This is a genomic window from Hahella sp. KA22, assembly GCF_004135205.1.
Classification (GTDB): Bacteria; Pseudomonadota; Gammaproteobacteria; order Pseudomonadales; family Oleiphilaceae; genus Hahella.
Genome location: NZ_CP035490.1, coordinates 5,533,198 through 5,557,872, shown reverse-complemented (window position 1 = coordinate 5,557,872; position 24,675 = coordinate 5,533,198). Strand labels below are relative to the sequence as shown.

Below are 24,675 nucleotides of genomic sequence, written 5' to 3'. Positions count from 1 at the left end.
GGGCCTGCAGCTATAACTTAGCTGGCAGGGGTGTACAGGATCTGCACTAGATAACTGTAGCCAAATACGCTGTCTGTAGAAGGTGGGCGTTGGTAGGGGTTGGCGGCGTATGCGCTGCGAATCGCCGCTGCGTCCAGCTTCTCGTCCCCGCTACTTCTCTCAAGTTCCGCTTTCACTAGCATTCCCGATTCTTGAAATTGCAGCTTGAGTACGACCATACGGGGCTCTGTGAGGTCGCTATATTCATATTGATTGTTGTAGAGGCGATTTTGCGCTAAATGGCGCACGAGGTATGGCCAGAATGTCGAGTGTGTTGATGGCTGGCTTTTCAATAGCTCCAGGATGGATGCGTCCATCTCATATGCTTTGCTTTCTGGTTTATTGGGGTTCTTGTCGCCGGTGGGAGGCTCGCCTTTAAACAGGTTGCTCACCCAGTTCAAGTTAGTGCGATTTGCGTTGCTGCGAGGTATTCCTGAGAAGGTTTCTTGTTGCGCGCCTTTCCATGGAAGTGCGTCGTCGGCTATGTCCTCTACCGCATCGGCTTGTGTGGGCTTGCTTTGAGTTTGGGCTTTATGGAGAGTGGGCGCCCTTGCGCTAAGGGTGACTGTAATTGTTGAGTTTTCTTTTTGTGGAAGTTGGATGGAGAATAGTAGAAACAGTATGCCTGCGTGAGCGAGGATGGAGAAGAAAATGGCGTTGGCGGCGCGTACGCCGTTAAATTCACTGTCAGACATAAAATACATAGAACTTGAGGTCTGCAGTGAATTTAACTTATTTCCTAAGGCGGTAGAAATGAGTTTCCGTCAGTTATGTGAAACGGGTAGGCCTATTCCACCTCAGGCTGCCTTGCCTGACATCTTCCTCAGGTTGCCAATAACGGCATCCATCGCCCTGTCGAAGAGGAGACCTTCTTCCAGTGCTTTAATGCGCCCTTTGCGTAATTCGTGAGCCAGTTCGCCTCGGGTCTTCTCGACGACTTTCAGCCCAAGGCGATTAACGAATATGTAGGTGTCAGAGTCCTCGATCTTAGTGGACAACTTGCATCTGAAGCGAGCGCCATTTACCAGAGAAAACTCAATCCAGGCTCCACACTCCATCTCATCCACTTTTGCCAGATATTCCGCTAGCGCCGCGTCTTCATATTCGCTTTGCCGTTCTACCGCTGTTTTTGCGGCAGGGGTGAGTTTTTGTTCTATCACCACTGGGACTGGTACGGGCGGCTTGGGTGCGTCATTCTGTGCGCTGGTTATAGATTGTTGCTTGAAGGTTTCTGTTAGCGCCTTCTTCAGTTCTCCCAGCATATGCTCAAGCTTGGCTGAGTTGTAGGAAACTTCTTTCAAGCCTGCTTTGAGGTTTTTGAGTAACTGGGGAACAACTTTGACCCAGCGCTGTCTGGCTTCAACTTCTGTATGAGGTTGTAAGCACCAAGTCAGTTCGTCCACCACTTTGGTGCATTGGTTCAGACGGTGTTCAGTGTCTTCTTTCAAGTAAGCCAGGAACATTACGCGGCTCCACCCGCCGCGAAGCAGTTCAACGGCAACAGGGGGGAGAGGCTGCGCGGCGATTTTCTCGCTGAGAATCTGTTCCACTACCTGATGGGCTTTATGGGACTTGACGCGACCAATTTCCGCTTCTTTGGTCCGCTGCTCAACCAGTTTCGCTTTTCGCTCTTCGCGGCTTAAATATTGGGAGAACTCTTGGTATATCTCTTCGAAAAGCTCGCTTTCGCCGTTGAACTCCTCAAGGATGCGCTGAACGGCGCGGTGGATTTGTTCGTAGAGCTTGTCGCGTTTTTTCTCTGATGCGTCACTCCAGCCAATGCCTGCCTTCGCCAGTGCGTTTAATAGCTTGCGGGCAGGGTGAGATGGCTTGCTAAAGAAGCTCTTGTCTCTGATTGCGACTTTGAGAATAGGAATTTGTAGGCGACTAATTAGAACCTGAATCGGAGCCGACAGGTTGTAGTCATCGAGGATGAACTCGAAAAGCATGGAGACTAGGTTGATGAGGTCCTCATCAACTTGATCAAGCGCTGTCGCCTTGCCTGACTTTTGGCTTTCTTCAGTCAATAAGCCTTGCACCGCTGAGCGCAGGTCTAAAGCTACAACAGGCCCTTCCGCCAGATTCTCAGTGCGGACGCTATGCTGCAAACGGGATAGGATTGAAAGTAAGTCGGCGTCTGCAATGAATTGCACATTTCCTGGGGGCGGAGCTTGTCGTCCTCCAGCTCCAACGGTTGCGCCCTGTTGCTGCTCAGAAGAGTCTGAAGGCGTGTTCCTGAGCGCGGACAGTAGCTCTTGTACTTGACTAAAAACATCGCCTGCGCCGTCATGACTGTTTGCATCGCTTTGCGCTTCCAGGGGGCGTGCGGAAACGTCGGAAGTTGACCGAGGGGTGACGCGGGACTTTTTGGCCGTATATTTCAGGTTAGGCATAACACCCGCCTGAATCATTATTTTGTTGGCTTCTTCAAGGCATTCAACCAAATTGCCCATTACGTAGCGGTCGAACTGCTTATAAACGATCAGCTTTTCTTTTATCTCGATATCAAGTCCGATGCAGGCGTCGGAAAATGCCTTGCAGATATGCTCCGGGTCTAATGGGTTTACCGCATTTTCTTCATTGGTTTCGCCATACACGCTGGATACGCGAGTTTGAAACTGCAATAGCGAGCCGGAGAAGTTAGCTCTTGCCTTGCTGATCATGCTGTTAATCGCGACGGACTCTTCCAGGGCGTCGTTCTGCACTAAGCTCAGTACATCTGCATCAACATTGTCGGACAATATCTCGCTGGACTTGTGCTGAGAGGGGGGCTGATTGAACAGGCGTGCGAGTTCCTGCTGAAAGTGGTTTTCTATACCCTTCCGCTTTATCCGAATCTCACGCATGGCTTCGAAATAGCGATTTTGCTCATTATTTGTATGAGCGTGATTCGCTAGTTCAAAAAAGGAATCATCAACACCATCGAACATGCTGTTGAGGAAGTTAAGGAGCATTGAGATGGAGTGATCGCGAATACGCGTAAGCAACAGCTCATCCGCGGGCTTTGGGTGAGCCTTCACGCGCTCGCGAATGTAACTTACACCGCTCCCCTTATTCATAAACTTCTCCTGTTGCACCCAAATGGGGCGTCAAAAACAAGCTGACAACAGATATTGTTATTTTTTTGGGTATGAGTTTGGCGGTGAGTCGTTATAATAATTGCCGTCTATTTTACGGCTTTATATACAAAAATCTACCATAAGTTACTAAAACGGTCTTGCCATCTGGGGCCGGATCGCGTCATTTCAGTCAAATCAAGACGGTCGCACCCTGGGGTAGACCGCCTTGGCAAGGGCGTTAATAGCTTCAGTTGGTATAAACCGGACCGATGCCAACGCTCCAAATTACAACACTGGTGGCGATTAGCGCTACGAGCATAACCAGACCAACAGTCAGGACGCTTGTGGCGAACATGAAGCCCCTTTCTTTGGGGATCTTCATCAGAATCGGTAGACCTTCGTAAAGAAGATATACAGAGTAAGATACCCCTACTAATCCTGCGAACATGTCTACCCAGATGTTGGGGTAAACTGCTATAGCTCCCATGATAAATAATGGTGTCGCTGCATATGCAGCCAGCTCAATACCTCTGGGCGCATTTTTGTCTACGCCATAAGTAATTGCCATGAAGTCGATGAATTTGCCCAGAATAAAAATTCCAGACAGCATCGCCACGTAGAAAAGCGCGCATAAGTTAAATGCGCTGACTTGCGTTAGTTTGACGGTTTCTTCGCTGCCGATGATCCAGCCCACTTGTGTGGAGCCGATATAGGCGGCGATGGTTGGAATCAAGGCCAGTAATAGCGTGTGTTGTACGTACAGTCGCCCGGTTGTGGCGCGCTCTTCGCGTATTGACAGCCATTCCTGATCGGGATGTGTAAAAAGACCTAACGTGTGGCCCAGGATCATATAGGAAGCCTCCTTCTTATTTTTATGGTCACTATTACTTCATAGTGTTCCGGCTATTTTTAGTCAAGAAGTAGCTTATATTTTGATCTTTTAAGCGATTTTTTTTTATTCGCTAACTGCATATGGAGGGGCGCCGGGCGTTGATTTGAATGAGTTTTCGGCGCGTAATGTTTACTGTTGGGCGGCCTTTTTCTTTTTGGTGCTCTTGGGGGGGGCAAATGGGTCGTGGACGATTGCAGCCTTGACGACATTATCTTTGACCTGTTTGATTTCCACGTTGTATCCATGCAGCTTTAGGCAGGTGGGGTTCTCTGGGATGGTCTCCAGCAGTTCTATAATCAGTCCGTTTAGCGTTTTGGGGCCGTCGGTGGGGAGTCTCCATCCCAGTATTTTATTGATCGTGCGGATTGTCGCAAAGCCATCGATCATGTAGCGGTTGTCGTCCATGGGGGTGATATCTGGGCTGGTGGCGGCGATATCTGTGGTGAACTCTCCGACAATTTCTTCCAGTATGTCTTCCAAGGTGGCTATGCCTTGTACGTCTCCGTATTCATCTACAACGACTGCAATTCGCCGTTTTTCTTTCTGGAAGTTAAATAGCTGGGTGTTCAGCGGAGTGCCTTCTGGAATGAAGTAGGGCTCCCGGCAGCTTTGCATGATCATCGCCTTGTTTATATCGTCCTGAGTGAGAAATTTGGCGGCATTGCGAAGATGGAGGATGCCTATAATGTTGTTTATGTCGCCCCGGTAGACTGGCAGACGGGTGTGTTGGGCGGATCTTAATTGTTCGACAATTTCGTCGATGTCGTCCTCAATATCGATCCCTGTGATTTCATTTCGGGGGATCATGATGTCTTCTATGGTGACTTTCTCCAAATCCAGAATGCTAAGGAGCATTTGTTTGTGCCGTTTGGGGATTCGGACTCCCGCCTCGTGAACCAGTGTGCGTAATTCCTCGCGTGATAAATGGTCAGCGCCCGCTTGGTATTCAGTGACTCCAAATAGGCGCAACAGTGAGTTGGAGGCAATGTTGACGCACCGTACAAAGGGGTAGAGAAGCTTCAGCAAAGGAACTAGCGCTACCGAAGCGGGAAAGGCTACTCGCTCTGGGTAGAGGGCAGCGAGTGTTTTAGGTGTGACCTCAGAAAAAACCAGAATGGTTATTGTCAATGCCGCTGTGGCGATAGCAACGCCGGCGTCTCCCCATAGTCGGGTGGCAATAACGGTGGCGATTGCGGATGCGAGTATGTTGACGAAATTGTTGCCAATCAGAATGACGCCGATTAGCTGGTCTGGTCGCTGCAGTAAGGTGTTTGCGCGCTTTGCGCCTTTGTGTCCGTTTTTGGCCATATGCCTTAAACGGTAGCGGTTTAGGGTCATCATCCCTGTTTCTGATCCGGAAAAGAATCCAGAGAGGGCTATCAGTATGACTAATACAATAAGTAGAAAGGTAGTGGATAAGTCGTTCAAGGGAAGCGTTAAACCATTTGTTGTGATTACGAAGTCATCATAGAAACGCTTAGAGGCGTGTCAAGATCAGATTCTGGGTTGAATGATAAACTCTAAAGCAATCTTGCTGCCTAGAAACCCTAAGGCTAGCAATAAGCATCCGCCAATTGTCAGTCTGGCGGCAAGCAAGCCTCTCCAGCCCCATAGGTTACGGCCAACAGCCAGAAGTGCGAAGATAAGCCAGGATAGGATCGACAGCGCTGTCTTGTGGACTAAATGCTGAGCGAACAGGTCTTCCACAAAGAAGCTGCCAGTTACTATCGCAAGAGTGAGAAGGATCAAACCTGTCCAGATCATCTCAAATAAAATATCTTCGGTGGTTTGGAGAGGGGGGAGCGCTTTTACAAGACGGCCGGTCATGTGAGCCTTCAGCTGCTTGTTTTGGGCGTAGAGAAGTAAGGCTTGTAACCCGGCCAGGCTAAATACGGAGTATGCAATGACTGATAAGGTGATGTGCGCCATGAGTCCCACATGCCCAGGCTCCACTACCTGTGTGGGGCCTTTAAAGCTGACGGCGGCAATGACTGTTATTATCGCTATGGGATAAATTAATAGCTTTAGGTTATGTACGGGTTTGATGTAAGCGAAGGAAACAATCAGAGCGCTGAGGAATAGGCTGATTATCGAGATGATTTTGAAAAAGCCGAAGTCCGTTCCCAGAGAAGTTGAGCTCAGGAGCCAAACGCTAACTGCGTGTGCTGCGACAGCCAGAAAGCCCATTGCTCCAGCCAGGTGTGGGCGTTGTGGTGTCTTGCCCTCGTAAACAGCGTATTGAAAGGCTGTGGCGATAGTGTAAAAAACGGTGGCGACTATGCTAAGGGTGACAACGCTCATTAAATGTCAGTCATGTCGGCTGGGGTGTGTTAGCTGTTTTGGCCCTGCTGGTTACTGTCTTTGTTTATGGGAATGAGGCGCTTTGGCTTATTCTTGCGCTTACTTAAAAGCGCCGAAAGTCGCCTAATAAACAAAGAGTTGGAAAAATAGGTTTCGGCTGGGTCCATTTGTTAGATGAAGTATGCCGTAGGGTTGGATATAATCCAAGCCCTTTTACGACATACCTGATTATTAAGGGGAACGCTATATGTTTGATAGTCTGACGGAAAGGTTGTCCGACAGCCTAAAAAAGATTACCGGCCAGGCGAAACTAACTGAAGACAACATCAAGGATACTCTCAGGGAAGTTCGCATGGCTTTGCTGGAGGCGGATGTTGCTCTCCCCGTCGTAAAAGAATTCGTAGATAGCGTTAAAGCGAAGGCCGTAGGTCAGGACGTAATGCGCAGCCTGACGCCGGGGCAGGAGTTTATTCGCGTTGTGCAGAATGAGCTTATTGCTGTCATGGGGCAGGCGAATGAAGACTTGAATCTTAATTGTCAGCCGCCGGCTGTGATTTTGATGGCGGGCTTGCAGGGTGCTGGTAAAACAACATCCGTGGGTAAGTTAGCGCGGTTTCTGAAAGAGCGCCGCAAAAAATCTGTCATGGTGGTGAGTGCGGACGTATATCGTCCTGCTGCTATTAAACAGTTGGAAACGTTGGCCGGGGATGTTGGGGTTAACTTCTTCCCAAGCACTGCTGACCAGGATCCCGTTGATATTGCAAGCGCGGCAATTGCCGAGGCGCGCAAGCGTTTTAATGATGTGGTGATTGTTGATACGGCGGGGCGCTTGCATATTGATGCGGATATGATGTCCGAAATCAAGCGTCTGCATGCTGCGGTCAATCCGATTGAAACTTTATTTGTTGTTGACGCCATGACGGGGCAGGATGCGGCGAATACCGCCAAAGCGTTCAATGATGCCTTACCTTTGACTGGCGTGATTTTGACCAAGGCTGATGGTGACGCGCGTGGCGGCGCCGCTCTGTCTGTGCGTTCTATTACTGGCAAGCCCATCAAATTTATGGGGATGGGGGAAAAGGTCGAGGCTCTGGAGCCATTTCATCCAGATCGGGTTGCGTCAAGAATACTCGGTATGGGGGATGTGCTCTCTCTTATAGAGGAAGCTGAGCGCAAGCTTGATAAGAAGAAGGCTGAGAAGCTCGCCAAGAAAGTTATAAAAGGGAAGTCCTTTGATCTCGAAGATTTCCGTGACCAGCTGCAGCAGATGAAAAATATGGGCGGAATGGCTGGTATGCTGGATAAGTTGCCGGGAATGGGACAAATCTCTCAAGTTGCGCAACAGCATATGAACGATAAGATGTTTGTGCATATGGAGGCGTTGATAAATTCAATGACTCCGCATGAGCGGCGGTTTCCAGATGTTGTAAGCAATTCTCGCAAGCGCCGGATTGCAATGGGGGCGGGTTTGCAAATTCAAGACGTGAACCGCCTTCTTAAGCAGCATAAGCAAATGCAGAAGATGATGAAAAAATTCAGTAAGAAAGGCGGCGTCATGAACATGATGCGGGGAATGGGAGGTATGATGCCTCCTGGCGGTGGAATGCCTCCAATGGGGCGCATGAGATAGTTCTGGCGCCTAATTGCCAGAGAGCAAACAAAAAGGTTTTCAATGCTTGAATTATTGCGTAGAATATGCGCCCTTTCAGGTGTTGAGCCAACAACATTGGTTTATTTACAACAGGATTCAAACTGAGATGGTTACAATTCGACTAGCGCGTGGCGGTTCAAAAAAACGTCCTTTTTATCACTTTAACGTGACTGATAGCAGAAACGCCCGTGACGGCCGTTTCATTGAGCGTGTAGGTTTCTTCAACCCCACTGCGCGCGGTAATGATGAGCGCGTCCGTGTGGATGCAGAGCGTCTGCAGTTCTGGGTTGAGCGTGGCGCTCAGATGTCTGATCGCGTTCGTGATCTAGTGAAAGCCAGCGCTTAAGCTGGTTGGTGAAGCACGCCGATGAGTGAGAAAATTTGCATAGGCAAGATCGTCGGTGTGTATGGCGTAAAAGGTTGGTTGAAGGTTCACTCTTTCACGTCGCCACCGGAGAATATGCTTCGGTACGCTAATTGGGAATTGGTGCGCGAAGATGGGAATCGCTCCGGCGCAAAGCTACGATCTGGTAAGCCTCAGGGTAAGGGGATCGTGATTGCGCTAGCTGGCGTGGATGATCGAGATCTGGCAAAAAGCTACGTTGGTTGTCGGGTTGAAATTGAGTCGTCAGAGCTTCCAGTTTTGGAAGAGGGTGAATACTACTGGCGTCAATTGGAAGGGCTCACCGTTTTTACCTCGGAAGGGGTTAATATAGGGCGGGTGAGTCATTTGATTGAAACTGGCGCTAATGATGTGCTTGTCGTTGCAGGATCTGCGGAAAGCATTGATAAGCGTGAGCGGCTAATTCCTTACTTGCCAGGTCAATTCATAGAGAATATTGATCTGGATAAGAATTTAATGATTGTTGACTGGGATCCGGATTTTTAAAGTGTGGTTTGGCGTCATAACTTTATTTCCGGAAATGCTGAAGTCGGTTACGGACTTTGGCGTGGTGGGCAAGGCTATCAAGCAGAGTTCGATAGAAGTTTGCTCTTGGAATCCCAGGGATTACGCAACCGATAACTATCGCACGGTAGATGATAGGCCGTATGGCGGTGGTCCTGGAATGCTGATGAAGGTAGAGCCTTTAGAGGCGGCATTGAGTGCGGCGAAGTCTGTGGCTCCTGTGGGAAGCAAGGTTATTTATCTGTCTCCTCAGGGGAGGCGAATGGATCAAGCTTTGGTTCGCTCAGCGTTAAATGCCCCGGGATTGATTCTTCTGTGTGGTCGTTACGAAGGGATTGATGAAAGATTGATTGAGGATGAAGTCGACGAAGAGTGGTCTTTGGGTGACTTTGTTCTTAGCGGTGGCGAGATCGCCGCTATGGCTATTATCGATAGTGTTTCTCGGCTTGCGCCAGGAGTGCTCGGTCACAATGAGTCTGCTGAGCAGGACTCTTTCGAGAATAGCTTGCTGGATTGTCCTCATTACACGAGACCAGAGGTATATCGCGATAAGCGGGTTCCTGAGGTTTTATTGAGTGGCAATCATGAAAAGATTAGGCGTTGGAGGTTGGAGCAGTCTTTGCTTAGAACGCTTCAGCGCAGACCCGATTTGCTCGAGCAGCGTGAGCTATCCGAAGAAGAGGCTCAAATCATACAAGAGTTGCAGCGCGGGCAGTTAATATCAGAAACGTAGGATTACTTCGGATTAGTTAGGAGCGAGCCATGAGCAGCAAAAACACAATCATTAGCCAGCTTGAAGCTGAGCAAATGACTAAAGAAATCCCAGAGTTTGCTCCGGGTGATACAGTAACTGTAAGTGTGAAAGTAGTGGAAGGCTCTCGTGAGCGTCTGCAGGCTTTCGAAGGTGTTGTGATCGCAAAAAGAAACCGTGGTCTGAACTCTTCTTTTACTGTTCGTAAAGTTTCATATGGCGTTGGTGTGGAGAGAACTTTCCAGACTCACAGCCGTTTGGTCGACAGCATCAACGTTAAGCGTCGTGGCGACGTCCGCAAGGCTAAACTGTATCACCTTCGTGATCTTAGCGGTAAGGCTGCTCGCATCAAAGAGAAGTTGGATTAATTCCTGCTTTTGTCCTTTCAGAAAAGGGTGGTCATCTGACCACCCTTTTTTGTTTGTGGTCACGCTGGGAGTTTGATAAGGAAATGTGGCGAGTGATATGAGTTTTTCGCAGGCCTGCCAGGATGTTATCGATAGGTTCATAGAAATGTTGTGGCTGGAGCTGGGGCTGTCCGAAAATACAAGGATGTCCTACCGGTCCGATCTTCTGCGCTTAGCGGAATGGCTGGCGAGAAGTGAGAAGACGCTTGTTGATGCTTCTCGGGAGGATATATTCTCTTTTTTGGCTGCCCGCATGAAGAAGGGCGCCAAGAGCGCCTCTTCGGCTCGTATGTTGTCGACATTGCGAAAATTCTATCGCTATTTGCTAAGGGAAGGAGTTATTCAGGAGGATCCAACGTTAAGGATTGAGCACCCCAAAGTTGGGCGGCTATTACCGGGCGCGATTTCTGAGGCTGAAGTGGATCGGTTGCTAGCGGAGCCGGATATTTCATTGCCGATTGAGGCGCGGGATAAAGTGATGTTGGAGGTGTTGTACGCCAGCGGGCTGCGGGTGTCCGAGTTGGTTGGTCTTCAGCTTTATCAGGTTAACTTGAGACAAGGGGTGTTGCGTGTCGTTGGAAAGGGGGATAAGGAAAGATTGACTCCTTTGGGTGAGCAGGCGATAGAGCAATTAGAAGTTTATATCAAAGGCGTTCGGCCCCAATTGACGGGAGGGCGAGAAGATGGTGTCCTTTTTCCCAGTTTGCGTGGCGGGGAAATGACAAGGCAAACCTTCTGGCATCGTATCAAGCTATATGTGTCACGCAGTGGGATTGCTAAGAATGTAACGCCACATACGCTTCGTCACGCATTTGCCACTCACTTACTGAACCATGGGGCGGATCTGCGTGTGGTTCAATTGCTTCTTGGGCACAGCGACTTATCTACTACTCAGATATATACCCATGTGGCCAAGGCGAGGCTGCAGCAACTGCATTCGAAACACCACCCTCGCTCCTGATTTTTTTATGTATTTGCTTCATTTGAGTATGGGCTTGAAAGGGTTAGGTTAAATCTATTTCACGTTACACAATTGACCTAGTTTTGATAGGAACATTTGTGTAGTTTTAGGGTCTAACTGTATATTCAAGAACGGATGAAGGTATATTCATGCACGTAATGCGCCCTTTTGTATTGGTATTAATGGCACTGTCGGTCGCTTTCGGAGCGCGCGCCGACGAGCAGCAAGAGCAAGCCGTGAAAGTGATTAAACAGCGGTTGGCTGAGGCTGTGCCTGGGCTGAAAATCCTAAAGGTTAGCCCCAGTCCAATACCGGGAGTTTACGAAGTCGAGTCCAATAATCCGCAGCTGCTGTACACCAGCGCCGATGGTCAATACTTTGTAGCGGGCGATATTTACCAGGTGAGCGAGGGGCGCATCACTAACTTGGCCGAGCGCCGGCGCGAAGAAACTCGCGCAGAGTTGGTTAATTCGATTGATGAGTCAAAAATGATCGTATTCAAGCCTGAAGTAGTGAAGGCTTCTATCACTGTGTTTACGGACGTGGACTGTGGATACTGTCGGAAGCTTCATAAGGAAGTTCCTCGTTTGAATGAGCTGGGCGTGCAAGTTAATTATTTGGCTTACCCTCGTGCGGGTGTAGGTTCGGGAAGCTACCAAAAAATGGTTTCCGTTTGGTGTGCTGATGATCAGCAGGCGGCTCTGACAGAAGCGAAACTGGGGAAAACTCCGGCTTCCAAAGACTGCAAAAATCCGGTTGCTGATCAATATAATTTGGGGAATCAGATTGGCATTAGCGGCACTCCAGCAATCGTGTTGCATGATGGCCGCTTGATTCCAGGATATGTGCCTGCTGATTCTCTCGCTAAAGGCTTGGGGTTGGACGTTAAATAGTAATAGTGGCAGTTTGGCTAGCGGAAGAGAGACTCTTCCGCTAGCAGCGAAAGTTTTTCTCTTCCTTCCTTATTTCGCACTCCCTTTCAATATTGTTGCATCTTTGAGCTCCCCCGGGAGATAGTCCCTCTTTTTGGCACGCTCTGAATTCCATGCTTAGTTCATAATTGCTCAGTCCAGTGAAAGGTGTGCTGCTATCGCACCCGGCGAAAAGCAACGGGACGAAAAGAAGAGCTTTTGTTGTGCGAGATTGAGCTGGTTTTCTGGTTTGAGTAGCCATCTATATTTTCGTAATGCCAGTCTACGCCGAAAGGAATTACTTAACAGGTTAGCCGTAGTTTTCCGGCGGCGCCATTTCCTATGATCAGGTTGTCTCAGAGTGAGATAATATCCTTTTCTATCCTTGTAAAATAAGCGCCGCGCTGCGTTGACACACTACGGGGTGCGGGGTATTGTGGCCTGTTCCCAATATTGTACTTATCTTAATCTTCGCCCTCTGGCCGTTCAGGAGATCGCAATGGAATTTCCGCGCATCAGTCGCTTGCCGCCCTATGTTTTTAACATTGTTGGGGAGCTCAAGCAGCAGGCGCGAGCGAGAGGGGAGGATATAATTGACTTTGGTATGGGGAACCCCGACCAACCAACCCCTAAGCATATAGTCGACAAGCTGACTGAAACTGTGCAACGGGATGATACTCATCGTTACTCTCAGTCCAAGGGTATTCCCAGGCTAAGAAGGGCTATCGCCCGCTGGTATAAAAACCGCTTTGATGTGGATTTGGACCCTGAGAAAGAGGCGATTGTCACCATTGGCTCTAAAGAGGGACTTGCCCACTTGGCTTTGGCGACAATGGGTCCAGGAGATGCAGTACTGGTGCCGAACCCAAGCTACCCGATTCATCCTTATGGTTTTGTCATTGCTGGCGCAGATATTCGACATATCCCATTGGGCGAGGATACGGACGCCTTTTTCACAGAGTTGGAAAAGGCAATTCTAGATTCATGGCCCCGTCCCAAAATGCTGGTCTTGAACTTCCCTGGCAACCCCACTTCTCAATGTGTTGAACTGGACTTTTTTGAAAAAGTCATCGCCATCGCCCGAGAGCATAAAATCTGGGTTGTGCAGGATATCGCTTATGCGGATATCGTATTTGACGGTTATAAAGCGCCTTCGATATTACAAGTACCTGGGGCGAAGGAAGTGGCGGTTGAATTTTTCTCATTGTCTAAAAGCTATAACATGCCTGGCTGGCGCGTTGGTTTTTGTTGTGGAAACGCAGAGCTGATAGCAGCTTTGGCTCGGATTAAGTCTTATCTGGATTACGGTACTTTTACCCCTATTCAAGTGGCGGCGATTGCCGCGCTGGAGGGCGACCAGGGTTGTGTAGATGAAATTCGAGCGATGTATCAGTCGCGTCGCGACGTACTATGTCGTGGTTTAGATAGTATTGGCTGGGATGTAACTCCGCCTAAAGCAACCATGTTCGTTTGGGCGAAAATTCCTGAACATTATCGCCACTTGGGATCACTTGAGTTTTCTAAAAAGTTGTTGCTGGAAGCAAAGGTGGCAGTATCTCCAGGTCTTGGCTTTGGGCACTATGGCGATGAATATGTGCGGTTCGCGCTGATTGAGAACGAACATCGTACGCGACAGGCGATCCGGGGCATTAAGGCGATGTTTCGTAAAGATGGTTTGATACTGGATTAAGGCACTCTTAAATGCGCCATAGTAAGCGCGTAATGTTGTGGAGACGTGGTAGATGAAAATAGCTATTTGTGGATTGGGCACTGTAGGTAGTGGAACTTTTAACGTGCTGGCGCGCAATGGTGCAGATATTGCGGCGCGTGCGGGTATGGCTATTGAAGTAATCCGTGTCGCATCCCGTCGGATGAATCCGGCTTGTGGGCTGGACTCAACGCAATTTACCACTGATATCTTCGCTGTAACTTCTGATCCTGAAGTCGAGGTCGTTGTTGAGCTGCTTGGCGGCACGACAATCGCGAAAGAGTTGATCCTCAAAGCGATCGAGAACGGCAAACATGTAGTTACCGCCAACAAGGCGTTAATTGCAGAGCATGGCGGCGAAATTTTTGAGTTGGCTGCGCGCAAGGGCGTCACGGTGGCGTTTGAAGCGGCTGTGGCCGGTGGCGTGCCGGTGATTAAGGCGCTGCGTGAAGGCCTTGCTGCAAACCGAATCAACTGGCTGGCTGGGATTATTAACGGCACTGGCAACTTCATTTTGACGGAAATGCGTGACAAAGGTCGCGCGTTTGAAGATGTGCTGAAAGAGGCGCAAGCTTTGGGATACGCAGAAGCAGATCCGACGTTTGATGTGGAAGGCATTGATGCTGCGCATAAGCTGACCATTTTGGCGTCCGTTGCGTTCGGCATTCCTTTGCAATTCAAGCGTGCATATACGGAAGGTATAAGTGCGATAGCGCCGGAAGATGTTCAGTATGCGGAAGAGTTCGGTTACCGCATCAAGCACTTGGGCATAGCGAGACGTTTGGAGCACGGTGTCGAGCTGCGCGTACATCCAACGCTGGTGCCAGAAACTCAGCTGATCGCAAAAGTCGATGGCGTTATGAACGCCGTGATGGTCGACGGTGACGCTGTGGGTCCGACTTTGTATTACGGCGCTGGCGCTGGCGCTGAGGCTACAGCGTCTGCGGTAGTTGCAGACTTGGTGGATATCGCCAGGGCGTTGCGTCAAGGCGTGGCGGTTGGCGTTCCTTCTCTGGGGCATAACCCTGAGCACCTCAATGACCTTGAGGTGGTTCCAGTGGAGGAAGTGGTTAGTGCTTACTACTTGCGCATCCTTGTGCAGGACCACCCGGGAGTGCTAGCCAATGTCGCTCAAATTCTGAGTGAACACAGCATCAATATTGAGTCGATTGTGCAGAAGGAAAGCGAGCAGCATGACGGGCTGATCCCCATGATTATGCTGACTCACCGGGTGCAGGAGATGAATATGAATCATGCACTGGCGGTAATCGAGGCGCTCCCTGATGTGGTTGGCAAAGTGACGCGCATTCGCGTTGAATCATTCAGTTGAATAAATTTAGAAAACCTTGCCGGTGCAGGGTTTTCGATTAACAGTATTAGATGAAAGCGCAGTGCGGTAATCCGCGTTGCGCTAAAGGCAAAGGGTTTAAATCGTGAAGTATGTAAGCACCAGAGGTAAAGCGCCTGCGCTTAACTTTGAAGAGGTTCTGTTGACCGGGTTAGCTTCGGATGGCGGCCTGTACGTACCTGAATTTTTACCTCGTTTTACCCCAGAGGATATTGCCTCTTGGGCTGGATTGAGTTACCCGGAGTTGGCGGTCAAGGTCATGTTTCCATTCGTGGAAGGCTCTCTGTCTATGGAAGAGTTCTCCGCCATCGTCAATGACGCATATTCAGAGTTCGCTCATTCCGCTGTGGCGCCGCTGAAGCAGATTTCTGCGAATGAGTGGGTGATGGAGCTATTTCACGGACCCACTCTGGCGTTTAAAGATTACGCGCTGCAGTTGTTGGGGCGTCTGGTCGATCATTTTCTTGAAAAGCGTGGACAGAAAGTGGCGATTCTGGGAGCCACTTCCGGTGATACTGGATCTGCGGCGATTGAAGGTTGTCGTCATTCCAAGCATGTCGATATTTTTATTCTTCATCCCCATGGCCGCGTTTCTGAGGTTCAGCGTAGGCAAATGACTACGGCGCCAGGCGGCAATGTTCATAATCTGGCGATCGAAGGAAACTTCGATGACTGTCAGCGGATGGTGAAGGCGAGCTTTGGCGACCAGACGTTCCTGGGCGGCCGCCCTCTCGTTGCGGTGAACTCGATCAACTGGGCGCGGATCATGGCGCAGATCGTTTATTATTTCCATGCCGGGCTGAGTGTGGGGGCGCCTCATCGTAGTGTTGCTTTCTCCGTACCTACAGGGAATTTTGGCGATATCTTTGCGGGGTATCTGGCGCGCAATATGGGCTTGCCGGTGAGCCAGTTGGTCATTGCCACTAATCGCAATGATGTGCTACATCGCTTTATGAGCAATAACCAGTACAACCTGCAACCGTTACAACATACGCTATCTCCAAGTATGGATATTGTCGTGTCCAGCAACTTTGAGCGCCTGTTGTTTGATCTACACGGTCGTAATGGCTCTTTGTTGGCGGAGCTTATGGAGAAAATGAACAAAGAGGATGTCGCAATTGAAGAGTATCGCTGGCGCCATGCCAGGGAGCTATTTGACTCCTACGCTGTGGATGACGAGTCTACTCTGGCGAGCATCGATCAGATTTACTCTGAAACGGAAGAGATTGTAGACCCGCATACAGCGATCGGCATCAAAGCCGCCCGGGCATGCCGCCGGGACAAAAACACGCCAATGGTGGTCCTGGCGACTGCACACGCCGCGAAATTTCCCGAAGCTGTAACTAAAGCCGGCGTTGAGGAAGAACCGAAGCTACCTGCTCATATGTCTGATCTGTTCGACAGAGAAGAGCGCTTCACGGTGTTGCCGAATGACTTGCAGGCGGTTCAGCGCTTTGTGCAGGATCAGCTCAAGAAATAATCTCCATTGACAGATCGTGGCGGTGACTATTTACATGGTCCCGTCACGAGTCACTTCTATTTAGCCAACCAACAAATTGGATAGCCGGTGAGCGAGCTCTCCCAAACCATACCGAAAAAACGTATCGAACGTCGTTCTGTTCCGGCGGAATTTCTTGAGCAAGCTGGACTTCCTCCTTTGCTGCAGCGGATCTATGCCTCCAGAGGCGTCGCCAGTTGTGATGAGCTGGAGTACTCGTTAAGCCATCTGTTGCAATTGGATAGTCTGACGGGCGCGCAAAGCGCTGCGGATATTCTGGTGGAAGCCTTACAGCGCAATCAGCGCATTATTTTCGTTGGCGACTTTGACGCTGATGGAGCCACCAGCACGGCTTTGGGGGTGTTGGCGTTGCGTATGTTTGGCGCGGCCTATGTGGACTACATTGTTCCTAACCGTTTTGAGTTCGGCTATGGCCTGTCTCCTGAGATAGTCGATGTGGCGTTGTCACGTCAGCCGGATGTGCTGATTACAGTGGATAACGGCATTGCCAGCATTGAAGGCGTCAAAGCCGCCAAGCGGGCGGGATTGCAAGTCATCGTGACAGATCACCACTTGGCGGGTGACGAGTTGCCGGAAGCCGACGCGATTGTGAATCCCAATCAACCTGGTTGCGACTTTCCTAGTAAGTCTATCGCCGGAGTCGGGGTGATTTTCTATGTGATGCTGGCGTTACGGCAGGCGCTGCGCGACAAAGGGTGGTTCGCCGCTACGGGCATGATAGAGCCAAACCTGGCTAATTTACTCGATTTGGTTGCGCTGGGAACCGTTGCTGATGTTGTGTCGTTGGACGCCAACAACCGCATTCTGGTAGAGCAGGGGTTGCGACGCATCCGCGCCAAGCGCTGTCGTCCTGGCATTAATGCTCTGCTGCAAGTGGCTGGGCGTAGTCAGGAAAAGCTTAGCGCTTCCGATCTGGGGTTCTCAATTGCCCCGAGGCTTAATGCAGCGGGTCGTTTGGAAGATATGACCGTAGGTATCGAGTTGTTGCTGACGGAGGATTCCGCCAAGGCGTTGATGATTGCGCAGGAGCTCGATGGGTTAAATCAGGCGCGCAAGGAAATAGAGCGCGACATGCAGGCCCAGGCGCTATCGATTCTGGATCGCATGAACTGGACTTACGACAACCCTCCTGCGGCAGTGTGTCTTTATGATGAAAGCTGGCATCAGGGCGTCGTGGGAATTCTGGCTTCGCGCATCAAAGACCGTATGCACCGCCCCGTTATTGCTTTTGCGCCCGGGGATAATGGCGAGCTAAAAGGGTCGGCCCGATCAATACCCGGGTTGCATATTCGCGATGCGCTGGATGCGGTCGCCACCAAGCGTAGTGGACTGTTGTCCAAGTTCGGCGGTCACGCCATGGCGGCGGGACTGTCTCTGCGTCCGGAAAACTTCGCTGCTTTTTCGGAAGCGTTTCAAGAGGTTGTCGCAGCGGCTGTGAGTGCGGATGATTTGCAGGCGAAACTCTTGACGGATGGTGAGCTGTCTCCCGAAGAGCTTTGTATGAATATGGCGATTACTTTGAAGAATGCGGGGCCGTGGGGCCAATCCTTCCCGGAGCCCTTGTTTGACGGCCAGTTTCGCATCGCCAGCTGCCGAATTGTCGGCGAACGCCATCTCAAGATGACGCTGGCGGATAATCGCTCGGGCAATTGCTATGACGCGATATACTTCAATATTGATCCCGCGACGCCATTCAGTGAATGGGATCGGGTAAAGGTGGTTTTCAGGCTCGACATAAATGAGTTTCGCGGGCATAGCAATCTACAACTGCTAATCGAATATCTGGAGCCTTGTAATTAGGCTGTCTATCGTCTTTTCCTAGGTGTAACTCACTGTTCAGTTTGTTTACAATAGCGGGCTTTCTTTACGGTCGGCGGATGATCCGCCGCCGTTTCAACTGTTTTTTGAGGCCCCGACGATTATGTTAGAAGTGAATCCAATAGTTAATACCATCAAGGACTTGCGCACCCGCGTAGAATCTTTACGGAGGTATCTTTGACTACGACGTCAAAAAAGAACGTCTGGTTGAAGTAGAAAGGGAGCTCGAAGATCCCGGCGTCTGGAATAATCCAGAGCGTGCGCAAGGTCTTGGTAAAGAGCGCTCCTCCCTTGAAGTGGTGGTGAAGACTGTCGATGACGTCACCGGTGGATTGACGGATTGCTCCGATTTGCTGGATATGGCGGTGGAAGAGCAGGACGCGGATGCGGTTGCTGAAGTGGAAACCGAATTGGAATCAATCCGCGCTCAAGTGGAGACCTTGGAGTTCCGTCGGATGTTTGCGGGAGAAATGGACCCCAATAACGCCTACCTGGATATTCAGGCGGGCTCCGGCGGCACCGAAGCGCAGGATTGGGCGAGCATGATGCTGCGTATGTATCTGCGTTGGGGCGAGCGCCGTGGATTCAAAACTGACTTGATTGAGGAGTCCCCCGGAGAAGTGGCCGGTATTAAAAGCGCCACGATCCATTTCCAGGGTGAATACGCCTACGGGTGGTTGCGCACGGAAACGGGCGTGCACCGGTTAGTGCGGAAGTCGCCGTTTGATTCTGGCAACCGCCGTCATACTTCTTTTGCGTCCGTGTTTGTCTCTCCGGAAGTGGACGACGATATCGAAATCGACATCAACCCGGCGGATCTGCGCATAGACGTCTATCGCGCGTCAGGCGCCGGCGGTCAGCACGTTAACCGGACTGAGTCCGCCGTACGTATCACGCACATGCCTTCCGGCATCGTGACCCAGTGCCAGAACGATCGTTCTCAGCACAAAAATAAAGATCAGGCGATGAAGCAGCTGAAAGCGAAGCTGTATGAGCTTGAAATACAAAAGCGCAATGCTGAAGCGCAGCAACTGGAAGATAGTAAATCCGATATTGGTTGGGGCAGCCAGATCCGGTCTTACGTTTTGGACCAGTCGCGTATCAAAGACTTGCGTACTTCAATAGAAAACTCCAATTGTCAGGCGGTGCTTGACGGCGATATTGATGAGTTTATCGAGGCGAGTTTGAAGCAGGGCCTGTAATCAGGCCCTTCGCTTATATCTCGACCCGTAATTTTTGCCAACTGATTGATAAATAGTGGATTAAGCAAACCATGACAGAGAACCAAAATCCTGCAATAGATGAAAACAAACTGATCGCTGAGCGCCGGGGCAAGCTGGGTAAGTTGCGGGAAAAGGGGCAGGCGTTTCCGAATGATTTTCGTCGCGACAGCTACTGTGCAGACCTGCAGGCTCGTTATGGTGATAAAAGCAAGGAAGAGCTGGAAGAAGCGGGCGTGCGCGCCAAAGTGTCTGGCCGCATCATGGCGATGCGTGGACCTTTTGTCGTCATTCAGGACACAACGGGACGTATTCAGCTGTATGTAGATCGTAAGGGGTTGCCGCCGGAGCAGTTGGAAAACGTCAAACTGTGGGATTTGGGCGATATTGTGGCGGCGGAAGGCGCTCTGCATAAATCAGGCAAGGGCGATCTCTACGTGAATATGGAAAACCCGCGTTTGATGGTGAAAGCGTTGCGTCCTTTGCCGGACAAACATAAAGGACTGACCAACACTGAAATGCGCTATCGCCAGCGCTATCTGGACCTGATCACGAATGAAGAAGCGCGGGAAACCTTCCGTATTCGCTCCAAAGTGATCGAAAGCATCCGCTACTTCCTGACCAAGCGTGACTTTATTGAGGCGGAGACGCCAATGTTGCAGGTCATTCCTGGCGGCGCTACGGCGCGTCCTTTTGTGACCTATCACAATGCCCTGGATATCGAAATGTTCCTGCGTATAGCGCCTGAGCTTTATCTGAAGCGTCTGGTGGTAGGCGGTTTTGAGCGGGTATTTGAAATTAACCGCAACTTCCGCAACGAAGGCTTGTCCACTCGCCACAATCCTGAATTCACCATGATTGAGTTCTACCAGGCGTTCGCTGACTACAAAGACCTGATGAACCTGACCGAGGAAATGCTGAGGTGGGTGGCTCAGGAAGCGCTAGGAACGACGGAAGTGCGCAACACTTCCAAGAATGCTGAGGGCGAGGTGGTCGATGAAATCGTCTATGACTTCGGTAAGCCTTTCCTGCGTATGACTGTCGTGGAGTCCATTCTGCACTTCAACCGTGAATTGACGCTGGCGGATATTGATAATATGGACGGCGCTAAAAAGGTGGCGACTGACCTGGGTATCCCTCTCAAAGCATCCTGGGGCCTGGGCAAGGTTCAAATCGAAATCTTCGAGAAGACAGTTGAGCATCGTTTGATGCAGCCGACCTTTATCACTGAGTACCCGACGGAAGTATCGCCGTTGGCGCGTCGCAATGACGATAATCCATTCGTCACTGACCGGTTTGAGTTTTTCGTGGGCGGCAGAGAAATCGCCAACGGTTTCTCGGAGTTGAACGACCCGGAAGATCAGGCTGAACGCTTCCGTAAGCAAGTGGAGGAGAAAGAGGCTGGCGACGACGAGGCGATGTTCTTCGACGAAGACTACATCACTGCGCTTGAGCACGGCATGCCGCCTACTGCGGGCGAGGGTATTGGCATCGACCGATTGGTGATGCTGCTGACCGATTCGCCCTCAATTCGAGACGTTATTTTGTTCCCTCATATGCGCCCGTTGGCGGACTGATCGTTCCGCCGTAATGAACGGATAGAGAAAAGGAGAATGCAGATGCAAAGCTGCGCAGAGGTGCTGTTTGGGGCTTTGGCCCCAGACACCCGCTGGAAGGATGCCCTGAAAGACGAGTTTTCCAAGCCCTACATGGTGCAACTGGAGCAGTTTCTTGGGGCGCAAGACGAGCAGGGCAAGGTGATATACCCCAGTCTGAATAATTGCTTCAATGCTCTTAACTCGACGCCTTTTGAAAATGTGTCGGTAGTTATATTGGGGCAGGATCCTTATCACGGTCCGGGTCAGGCGCATGGACTTAGCTTTTCCGTGTTGCCAGGGATTGCGCCGCCGCCATCGTTGGTGAATATCTTTAAGGAAATCAACAATGAGCTTGGATTAGGCGTGCCGGAGCATGGATGTCTGGCCTATTGGGCGCAACAAGGTGTTTTGCTGCTGAACAGCGTACTGACAGTGGAGCAGAGCAAGGCCGCCTCGCACCAGGGGAAAGGGTGGGAGCAGTTCACTGACAGAGTGATACAGCTGATAAACAGCGAGCGGGAAAATGTGGTGTTTTTGTTGTGGGGCAGTTACGCCCAGCGCAAAGGCGCCTTTATCGACCGCCAGCGTCACTGTGTGCTGGAAAGTGTTCACCCGTCGCCGTTATCCGCTCATCGCGGTTTTATGGGTTGCGGTCATTTCGCCAGCACGAATGATTATCTGCGCGCACATCAAAAGAAAGCGATTGACTGGCGGCTGCCCCCGAAGGATCGGTTGGATGAGAAGGGGCAGCTCATCAAGAAAGCGCCAGCCTCTGTAGAGTAAGGCCAATGCGGCGGACCCAGGTCCGCCGTTTTTTGTTTGCGTCAGGAAGGTGAAAGTAGCGCCATGGCGGCTTCCATTTCCGCGCTTAAGTCCTCCGCCTCGTTCATATCTATTTCCGGGTCGAGTCCGAGCCGGTTGAACGCCGATATCTGCCCCCAATCCATCTCAGTATAAGGATGCTGGCTGCCTATCAGACTTTGCAGCTTGGCGACCATCACCACGTCTGCGTAATCGACGTTGGGCGCTTCCCGATGGAAGTTGCTGAACTCTGTCGGTACGATTTGGAGTTCTGCAGGGAAGTCCCACTTTTTGAGAATGTACTGTCCAATCGTGGGCTGCAGGGTTTCGATCAGCTTGTCGAGCGTTTCGTTGTCGACATGAATGTCGTGGTGCTCGATATACGTCAGTACGGGGAGGGCGCCAATCTGGTGCACCAGTCCTGCGAGGGTCGCCTGATCGGGCTTTAACTTGGTGTAATGCTGCGCCAGCACGTGGCAGATGCCGGCCACTTCCGTACTGCTGCGCCAGATTTCTCGCATACGTTGATCTATTTGTTCCGAGGTGGCCTGGAACATTTGCTCCATCGCCAGCCCTGTCGCGAGATTAGCGGTATAGGCCATGCCAAGGCGGCCAATCGCCATGGTCAGGTTCGATATTTCCCTGCTGCCGCGTAAAAGGGGGCTGTTGCATACACGTATAATGCGGGCCGTCATGGCGGTGTCGTTGCTAATGACTTTAGCGAGGTCCTGAACGGAGGAGTCCGGACTTTCCGCCACTTCTCGAACTTGCAGAGCGACCTCCGGGAGGGTGGGCAGCACCAGCTTATCGGAATCTATTGCCTGAAGTATGTCTGCTTTGATTTTCTCTTCTAATTCTGCCATTTGCATATCCGTGAATAGGTTGGCTGCATTGGATTCGGGCCCACTGAGAAGCGCTTCAGCCTCTTGCAAGGTCCAATTTAAGTTATAGCAGAATTTTTGAGGGATGCTTGTCGGCGGCGCATAGAAACGCGCCGCTAAGGTATGGAATTATGCTAGAGCTTTTTCTTTGTGTTGCTAACTTCTTCAATCGCGTAGGGAAGTTCAAGCAATTGCAATGAGGTTTCCGGAGCCTCCTCCAGGCGTAGCGCTTTGTCTATTGCCGCAGATTTGTCCAGCACGGCGAGGGTTTGTCCTTGAGCGCTGCGCACGACCGAACCAATGCGAGCCCCGGTCTCGTCGATAACCGCTGAGCCGGGCGCAGGAGCGAAGCTATCAGAAGAGAGTAGAAACATGCGTTTCTTCAGAGTGCCGAGGTATTGCATGCGGGCGACGATTTCTTGCCCCGTATAGCAGCCCTTTTTGAAGCTGATGGCGCCCAGCGCCTGCAGGTTCAGCATTTGCGGGATAAATTCATCCAGGGTCTCTGGGTAAACCTCTCCCAATCCTGAAAGAACTTCCAGGCGTTCCCAATCCTCAATAGAGCCAGCCGCGCATTGATTATCCAGCTCCGGTAGTAACTTTGACGCCTGATCGCTATCCAGCCAGCACTCCACTCGGGAGGCTTTACCGGGTGGACGAATAAGCAATAGGCCTTCGCCGACATGGCTGGCGTCTATGGAAGCAGGAATGTTGGAAGAGAGAGGCTGGATCGCATCCAGATCTCCGCTCAATCCTATTACGCCCCAATCATCCAGCAGGGTGACGGTGCACTTATAAAACACCTTGTACTTATTAAGGTGAGCGAGAAAGCTTTGAGCGACCTCTTCGGGCAGTCTCAGCAAATAGCAGTCAGGCTTGGCTTGCGCTATGCGGAACAATGCAACCATGCGGCCTTTAGGGGTACAGCACGCGGCCAGCGAAGAATGGTTGCTGGTAATATCCTGAACGTCGCAGGTAAATTGACCTTGCATGAATTTGATGGCGTCAGGCCCTTTTATCTCCAGTAAGGCGACGTTGGTCAGCCTGTGGATATGCGGGGCGCCGTCGCTTTCCTGTGTCGCCGGAGTATTTGCGGGGGCGGCGAAGGTGTTCCAAAAGGACGTCATATAAATGGATCTCCCTTAATTCCTGGCGAAGCGTAAACAAACTCGAAAACGGCGAAATGCATCCGGATCACAATTATCCCGGACGAGAAATACCAGATCTCGCCAGCCTGTGCGGCAGACCAGCAAGGTAACAATTGGCGTGACGCAGGTGTCTCCGTGCAGACGGGTATCCAGCTCGCGTTGATTGCGTTTGAACAGTCTGACTTTCACGTCTTCATCGCCGTTTTTTTCATAGCGGATTTTTATCACGCTAGTCGGCCAGGTTAACAGAGCATACTGGCCGACGGTGAAGACAAAATGAGCGCCTAACAGGGCGCTCAAAGAAAGTTTTAGCCAGACCGGCATCGCCAGAGCCAATAACACTACGCCAATCAGTCCGAAAAAGACGGTAAAGAACAGCGTCAACTGCAGCGATGGTCGCAGCTCAATCGTAGCTTGGTTGAACACGGTCTAGGATGATTTTAACGATGCGCGCCAGATCAGGATCTTCCGGCGTGGATTTTTGCATAAACCACTGGAACATATCCGTGTCTTCGCACTCTAAGAGCATACGGTAGCGCGCTTTGTCTTCGTCCGGGAGTTCGGGGTAGGCTTCCTTGAGAAAAGGAACCAGCAGCACATCCAACTCCAGCATTCCGCGTCGGCTGTGCCAGAATAAACGCTTGTATTCTACATCTTCAGTCATTTGCGCCTCTGTATGTTGCCCGTGGGCCGTCATTCTGGCTGCATGATAACGGTCCCAGGCCCTCGCCGCCACCCATGGCGGCGTGAAACCT

At 50.8% G+C, this 24,675-nt stretch carries 23 protein-coding genes; 14 read left to right on the top strand and 9 right to left on the bottom strand.

Going from position 1 to position 24,675, the window contains the following annotated elements; translation table 11 throughout:
- Window positions 1–17: 17 nt before the first annotated feature.
- From EUZ85_RS24485 to EUZ85_RS24465, 5 genes are all read right to left on the bottom strand, one after another.
- Window positions 18–734: a TonB C-terminal domain-containing protein gene (locus EUZ85_RS24485; protein WP_164887345.1), complete on the bottom strand. Its 717-nt coding sequence runs from the start codon at window positions 732–734 to the stop codon at window positions 18–20.
- Window positions 735–836: 102 nt separating this feature from the next.
- Window positions 837–3,116: a DUF1631 domain-containing protein gene (locus EUZ85_RS24480; RefSeq protein ID WP_241566850.1), complete on the bottom strand. Its 2,280-nt coding sequence runs from the start codon at window positions 3,114–3,116 to the stop codon at window positions 837–839.
- A gap of 229 nt (window positions 3,117–3,345) precedes the next feature.
- The gene (locus EUZ85_RS24475) at window positions 3,346–3,948 is read right to left on the bottom strand and encodes a Yip1 family protein (RefSeq protein ID WP_127972777.1); all 603 of its coding nucleotides are present in this window, start codon (window positions 3,946–3,948) and stop codon (window positions 3,346–3,348) included.
- A 171-nt stretch (window positions 3,949–4,119) separates the two neighbouring features.
- Window positions 4,120–5,418, bottom strand: coding sequence for an HlyC/CorC family transporter (locus EUZ85_RS24470; protein WP_127972776.1), 1,299 nt, complete (start codon window positions 5,416–5,418; stop codon window positions 4,120–4,122).
- 66 nt (window positions 5,419–5,484) lie between these two features.
- The gene (locus tag EUZ85_RS24465; protein ID WP_127972775.1) at window positions 5,485–6,291 is read right to left on the bottom strand and encodes an inner membrane protein YpjD; all 807 of its coding nucleotides are present in this window, start codon (window positions 6,289–6,291) and stop codon (window positions 5,485–5,487) included.
- A gap of 247 nt (window positions 6,292–6,538) precedes the next feature.
- Here EUZ85_RS24465 and ffh point away from each other — a divergent pair, with 247 nt between their 5' ends.
- The 14 genes from ffh (at window position 6,539) to ung (ending at window position 21,873) form a co-directional block, all read left to right on the top strand.
- Window positions 6,539–7,921 (top strand): signal recognition particle protein, encoded by a 1,383-nt coding sequence (gene ffh / locus EUZ85_RS24460; protein WP_127972774.1) that lies wholly within the window; start codon window positions 6,539–6,541, stop codon window positions 7,919–7,921.
- A gap of 127 nt (window positions 7,922–8,048) precedes the next feature.
- Window positions 8,049–8,288, top strand: coding sequence for a 30S ribosomal protein S16 (gene rpsP / locus EUZ85_RS24455; RefSeq protein ID WP_127974562.1), 240 nt, complete (start codon window positions 8,049–8,051; stop codon window positions 8,286–8,288).
- Between the two features lie 21 nt (window positions 8,289–8,309).
- Window positions 8,310–8,831, top strand: a complete 522-nt coding sequence (gene rimM / locus EUZ85_RS24450) for a ribosome maturation factor RimM (protein WP_127972773.1) — start codon at window positions 8,310–8,312, stop codon at window positions 8,829–8,831.
- Window positions 8,806–9,582 carry a tRNA (guanosine(37)-N1)-methyltransferase TrmD gene (gene trmD / locus EUZ85_RS24445; RefSeq protein WP_256372707.1) on the top strand — a complete coding sequence of 259 codons (777 nt, stop codon included), beginning with the start codon at window positions 8,806–8,808 and terminating at the stop codon, window positions 9,580–9,582. The genes rimM and trmD overlap by 26 nt, the downstream gene beginning before the upstream one ends.
- Before the next feature lie 29 nt (window positions 9,583–9,611).
- Window positions 9,612–9,968, top strand: coding sequence for a 50S ribosomal protein L19 (rplS, locus tag EUZ85_RS24440; RefSeq protein WP_127972772.1), 357 nt, complete (start codon window positions 9,612–9,614; stop codon window positions 9,966–9,968).
- A gap of 97 nt (window positions 9,969–10,065) precedes the next feature.
- A complete protein-coding gene (xerD, locus tag EUZ85_RS24435; protein WP_127972771.1) occupies window positions 10,066–10,968 on the top strand; it encodes a site-specific tyrosine recombinase XerD in 903 nt (300 codons plus the stop codon).
- 149 nt (window positions 10,969–11,117) lie between these two features.
- Entirely contained in the window at window positions 11,118–11,861 is a 744-nt protein-coding gene (locus EUZ85_RS24430; RefSeq protein WP_127972770.1) for a DsbC family protein, read from the top strand.
- Window positions 11,862–12,378: 517 nt separating this feature from the next.
- A complete protein-coding gene (gene alaC / locus EUZ85_RS24425) occupies window positions 12,379–13,569 on the top strand; it encodes an alanine transaminase (protein WP_206617946.1) in 1,191 nt (396 codons plus the stop codon).
- A gap of 52 nt (window positions 13,570–13,621) precedes the next feature.
- Window positions 13,622–14,917, top strand: coding sequence for a homoserine dehydrogenase (locus EUZ85_RS24420; protein WP_127972769.1), 1,296 nt, complete (start codon window positions 13,622–13,624; stop codon window positions 14,915–14,917).
- Window positions 14,918–15,020: 103 nt separating this feature from the next.
- Window positions 15,021–16,415 (top strand): threonine synthase, encoded by a 1,395-nt coding sequence (gene thrC, locus EUZ85_RS24415; RefSeq protein WP_127972768.1) that lies wholly within the window; start codon window positions 15,021–15,023, stop codon window positions 16,413–16,415.
- 87 nt (window positions 16,416–16,502) lie between these two features.
- Window positions 16,503–18,254 carry a single-stranded-DNA-specific exonuclease RecJ gene (gene recJ / locus EUZ85_RS24410; protein WP_370454854.1) on the top strand — a complete coding sequence of 584 codons (1,752 nt, stop codon included), beginning with the start codon at window positions 16,503–16,505 and terminating at the stop codon, window positions 18,252–18,254.
- 121 nt (window positions 18,255–18,375) lie between these two features.
- A protein-coding gene (prfB, locus tag EUZ85_RS24405; RefSeq protein ID WP_127972767.1) for a peptide chain release factor 2 occupies window positions 18,376–19,474 on the top strand; the annotation gives its coding sequence in 2 pieces (ribosomal slippage) (window positions 18,376–18,450 and window positions 18,452–19,474; 1,098 coding nt in all).
- Window positions 19,475–19,545: 71 nt separating this feature from the next.
- Window positions 19,546–21,069, top strand: a complete 1,524-nt coding sequence (lysS, locus tag EUZ85_RS24400; RefSeq protein WP_127972766.1) for a lysine--tRNA ligase — start codon at window positions 19,546–19,548, stop codon at window positions 21,067–21,069.
- A 42-nt stretch (window positions 21,070–21,111) separates the two neighbouring features.
- Entirely contained in the window at window positions 21,112–21,873 is a 762-nt protein-coding gene (gene ung / locus EUZ85_RS24395; RefSeq protein WP_127972765.1) for a uracil-DNA glycosylase, read from the top strand.
- A gap of 41 nt (window positions 21,874–21,914) precedes the next feature.
- Here the strand turns inward: ung and EUZ85_RS24390 are convergent, their stop codons facing one another.
- The 4 genes from EUZ85_RS24390 to EUZ85_RS24375 all read right to left on the bottom strand — a co-directional run bounded on the left by EUZ85_RS24390 (window position 21,915) and on the right by EUZ85_RS24375 (window position 24,584).
- Entirely contained in the window at window positions 21,915–22,754 is an 840-nt protein-coding gene (locus EUZ85_RS24390; RefSeq protein ID WP_127972764.1) for an HDOD domain-containing protein, read from the bottom strand.
- Between the two features lie 152 nt (window positions 22,755–22,906).
- Window positions 22,907–23,899: a folate-binding protein YgfZ gene (locus EUZ85_RS24385; protein WP_127972763.1), complete on the bottom strand. Its 993-nt coding sequence runs from the start codon at window positions 23,897–23,899 to the stop codon at window positions 22,907–22,909.
- Window positions 23,900–23,914: 15 nt separating this feature from the next.
- Window positions 23,915–24,346 carry a protein YgfX gene (locus EUZ85_RS24380; RefSeq protein ID WP_127972762.1) on the bottom strand — a complete coding sequence of 144 codons (432 nt, stop codon included), beginning with the start codon at window positions 24,344–24,346 and terminating at the stop codon, window positions 23,915–23,917.
- Window positions 24,324–24,584, bottom strand: coding sequence for a succinate dehydrogenase assembly factor 2 (locus EUZ85_RS24375; protein ID WP_011395704.1), 261 nt, complete (start codon window positions 24,582–24,584; stop codon window positions 24,324–24,326). Before EUZ85_RS24375 ends, EUZ85_RS24380 begins: the two co-directional genes overlap by 23 nt.
- Window positions 24,585–24,675 lie beyond the last annotated feature (91 nt).

Bases quoted from the DNA above. Each gene is read 5' to 3' on its own strand.
- EUZ85_RS24485 (WP_164887345.1), bottom strand. From the start codon at position 734: ATGTCTGACAGTGAATTTAACGGCGTACGCGCCGCCAACGCCATTTTC.
- EUZ85_RS24475 (WP_127972777.1), bottom strand. From the start codon at position 3,948: ATGATCCTGGGCCACACGTTAGGTCTTTTTACACATCCCGATCAGGAA.
- EUZ85_RS24465 (WP_127972775.1), bottom strand. From the start codon at position 6,291: ATGAGCGTTGTCACCCTTAGCATAGTCGCCACCGTTTTTTACACTATC.
- ffh (WP_127972774.1), top strand. From the start codon at position 6,539: ATGTTTGATAGTCTGACGGAAAGGTTGTCCGACAGCCTAAAAAAGATT.
- rpsP (WP_127974562.1), top strand. From the start codon at position 8,049: ATGGTTACAATTCGACTAGCGCGTGGCGGTTCAAAAAAACGTCCTTTT.
- rimM (WP_127972773.1), top strand. From the start codon at position 8,310: ATGAGTGAGAAAATTTGCATAGGCAAGATCGTCGGTGTGTATGGCGTA.
- rplS (WP_127972772.1), top strand. From the start codon at position 9,612: ATGAGCAGCAAAAACACAATCATTAGCCAGCTTGAAGCTGAGCAAATG.
- xerD (WP_127972771.1), top strand. From the start codon at position 10,066: ATGAGTTTTTCGCAGGCCTGCCAGGATGTTATCGATAGGTTCATAGAA.
- EUZ85_RS24430 (WP_127972770.1), top strand. From the start codon at position 11,118: ATGCACGTAATGCGCCCTTTTGTATTGGTATTAATGGCACTGTCGGTC.
- alaC (WP_206617946.1), top strand. From the start codon at position 12,379: ATGGAATTTCCGCGCATCAGTCGCTTGCCGCCCTATGTTTTTAACATT.
- EUZ85_RS24420 (WP_127972769.1), top strand. From the start codon at position 13,622: ATGAAAATAGCTATTTGTGGATTGGGCACTGTAGGTAGTGGAACTTTT.
- lysS (WP_127972766.1), top strand. From the start codon at position 19,546: ATGACAGAGAACCAAAATCCTGCAATAGATGAAAACAAACTGATCGCT.
- ung (WP_127972765.1), top strand. From the start codon at position 21,112: ATGCAAAGCTGCGCAGAGGTGCTGTTTGGGGCTTTGGCCCCAGACACC.
- EUZ85_RS24390 (WP_127972764.1), bottom strand. From the start codon at position 22,754: ATGGCAGAATTAGAAGAGAAAATCAAAGCAGACATACTTCAGGCAATA.
- EUZ85_RS24385 (WP_127972763.1), bottom strand. From the start codon at position 23,899: ATGACGTCCTTTTGGAACACCTTCGCCGCCCCCGCAAATACTCCGGCG.
- EUZ85_RS24375 (WP_011395704.1), bottom strand. From the start codon at position 24,584: ATGACTGAAGATGTAGAATACAAGCGTTTATTCTGGCACAGCCGACGC.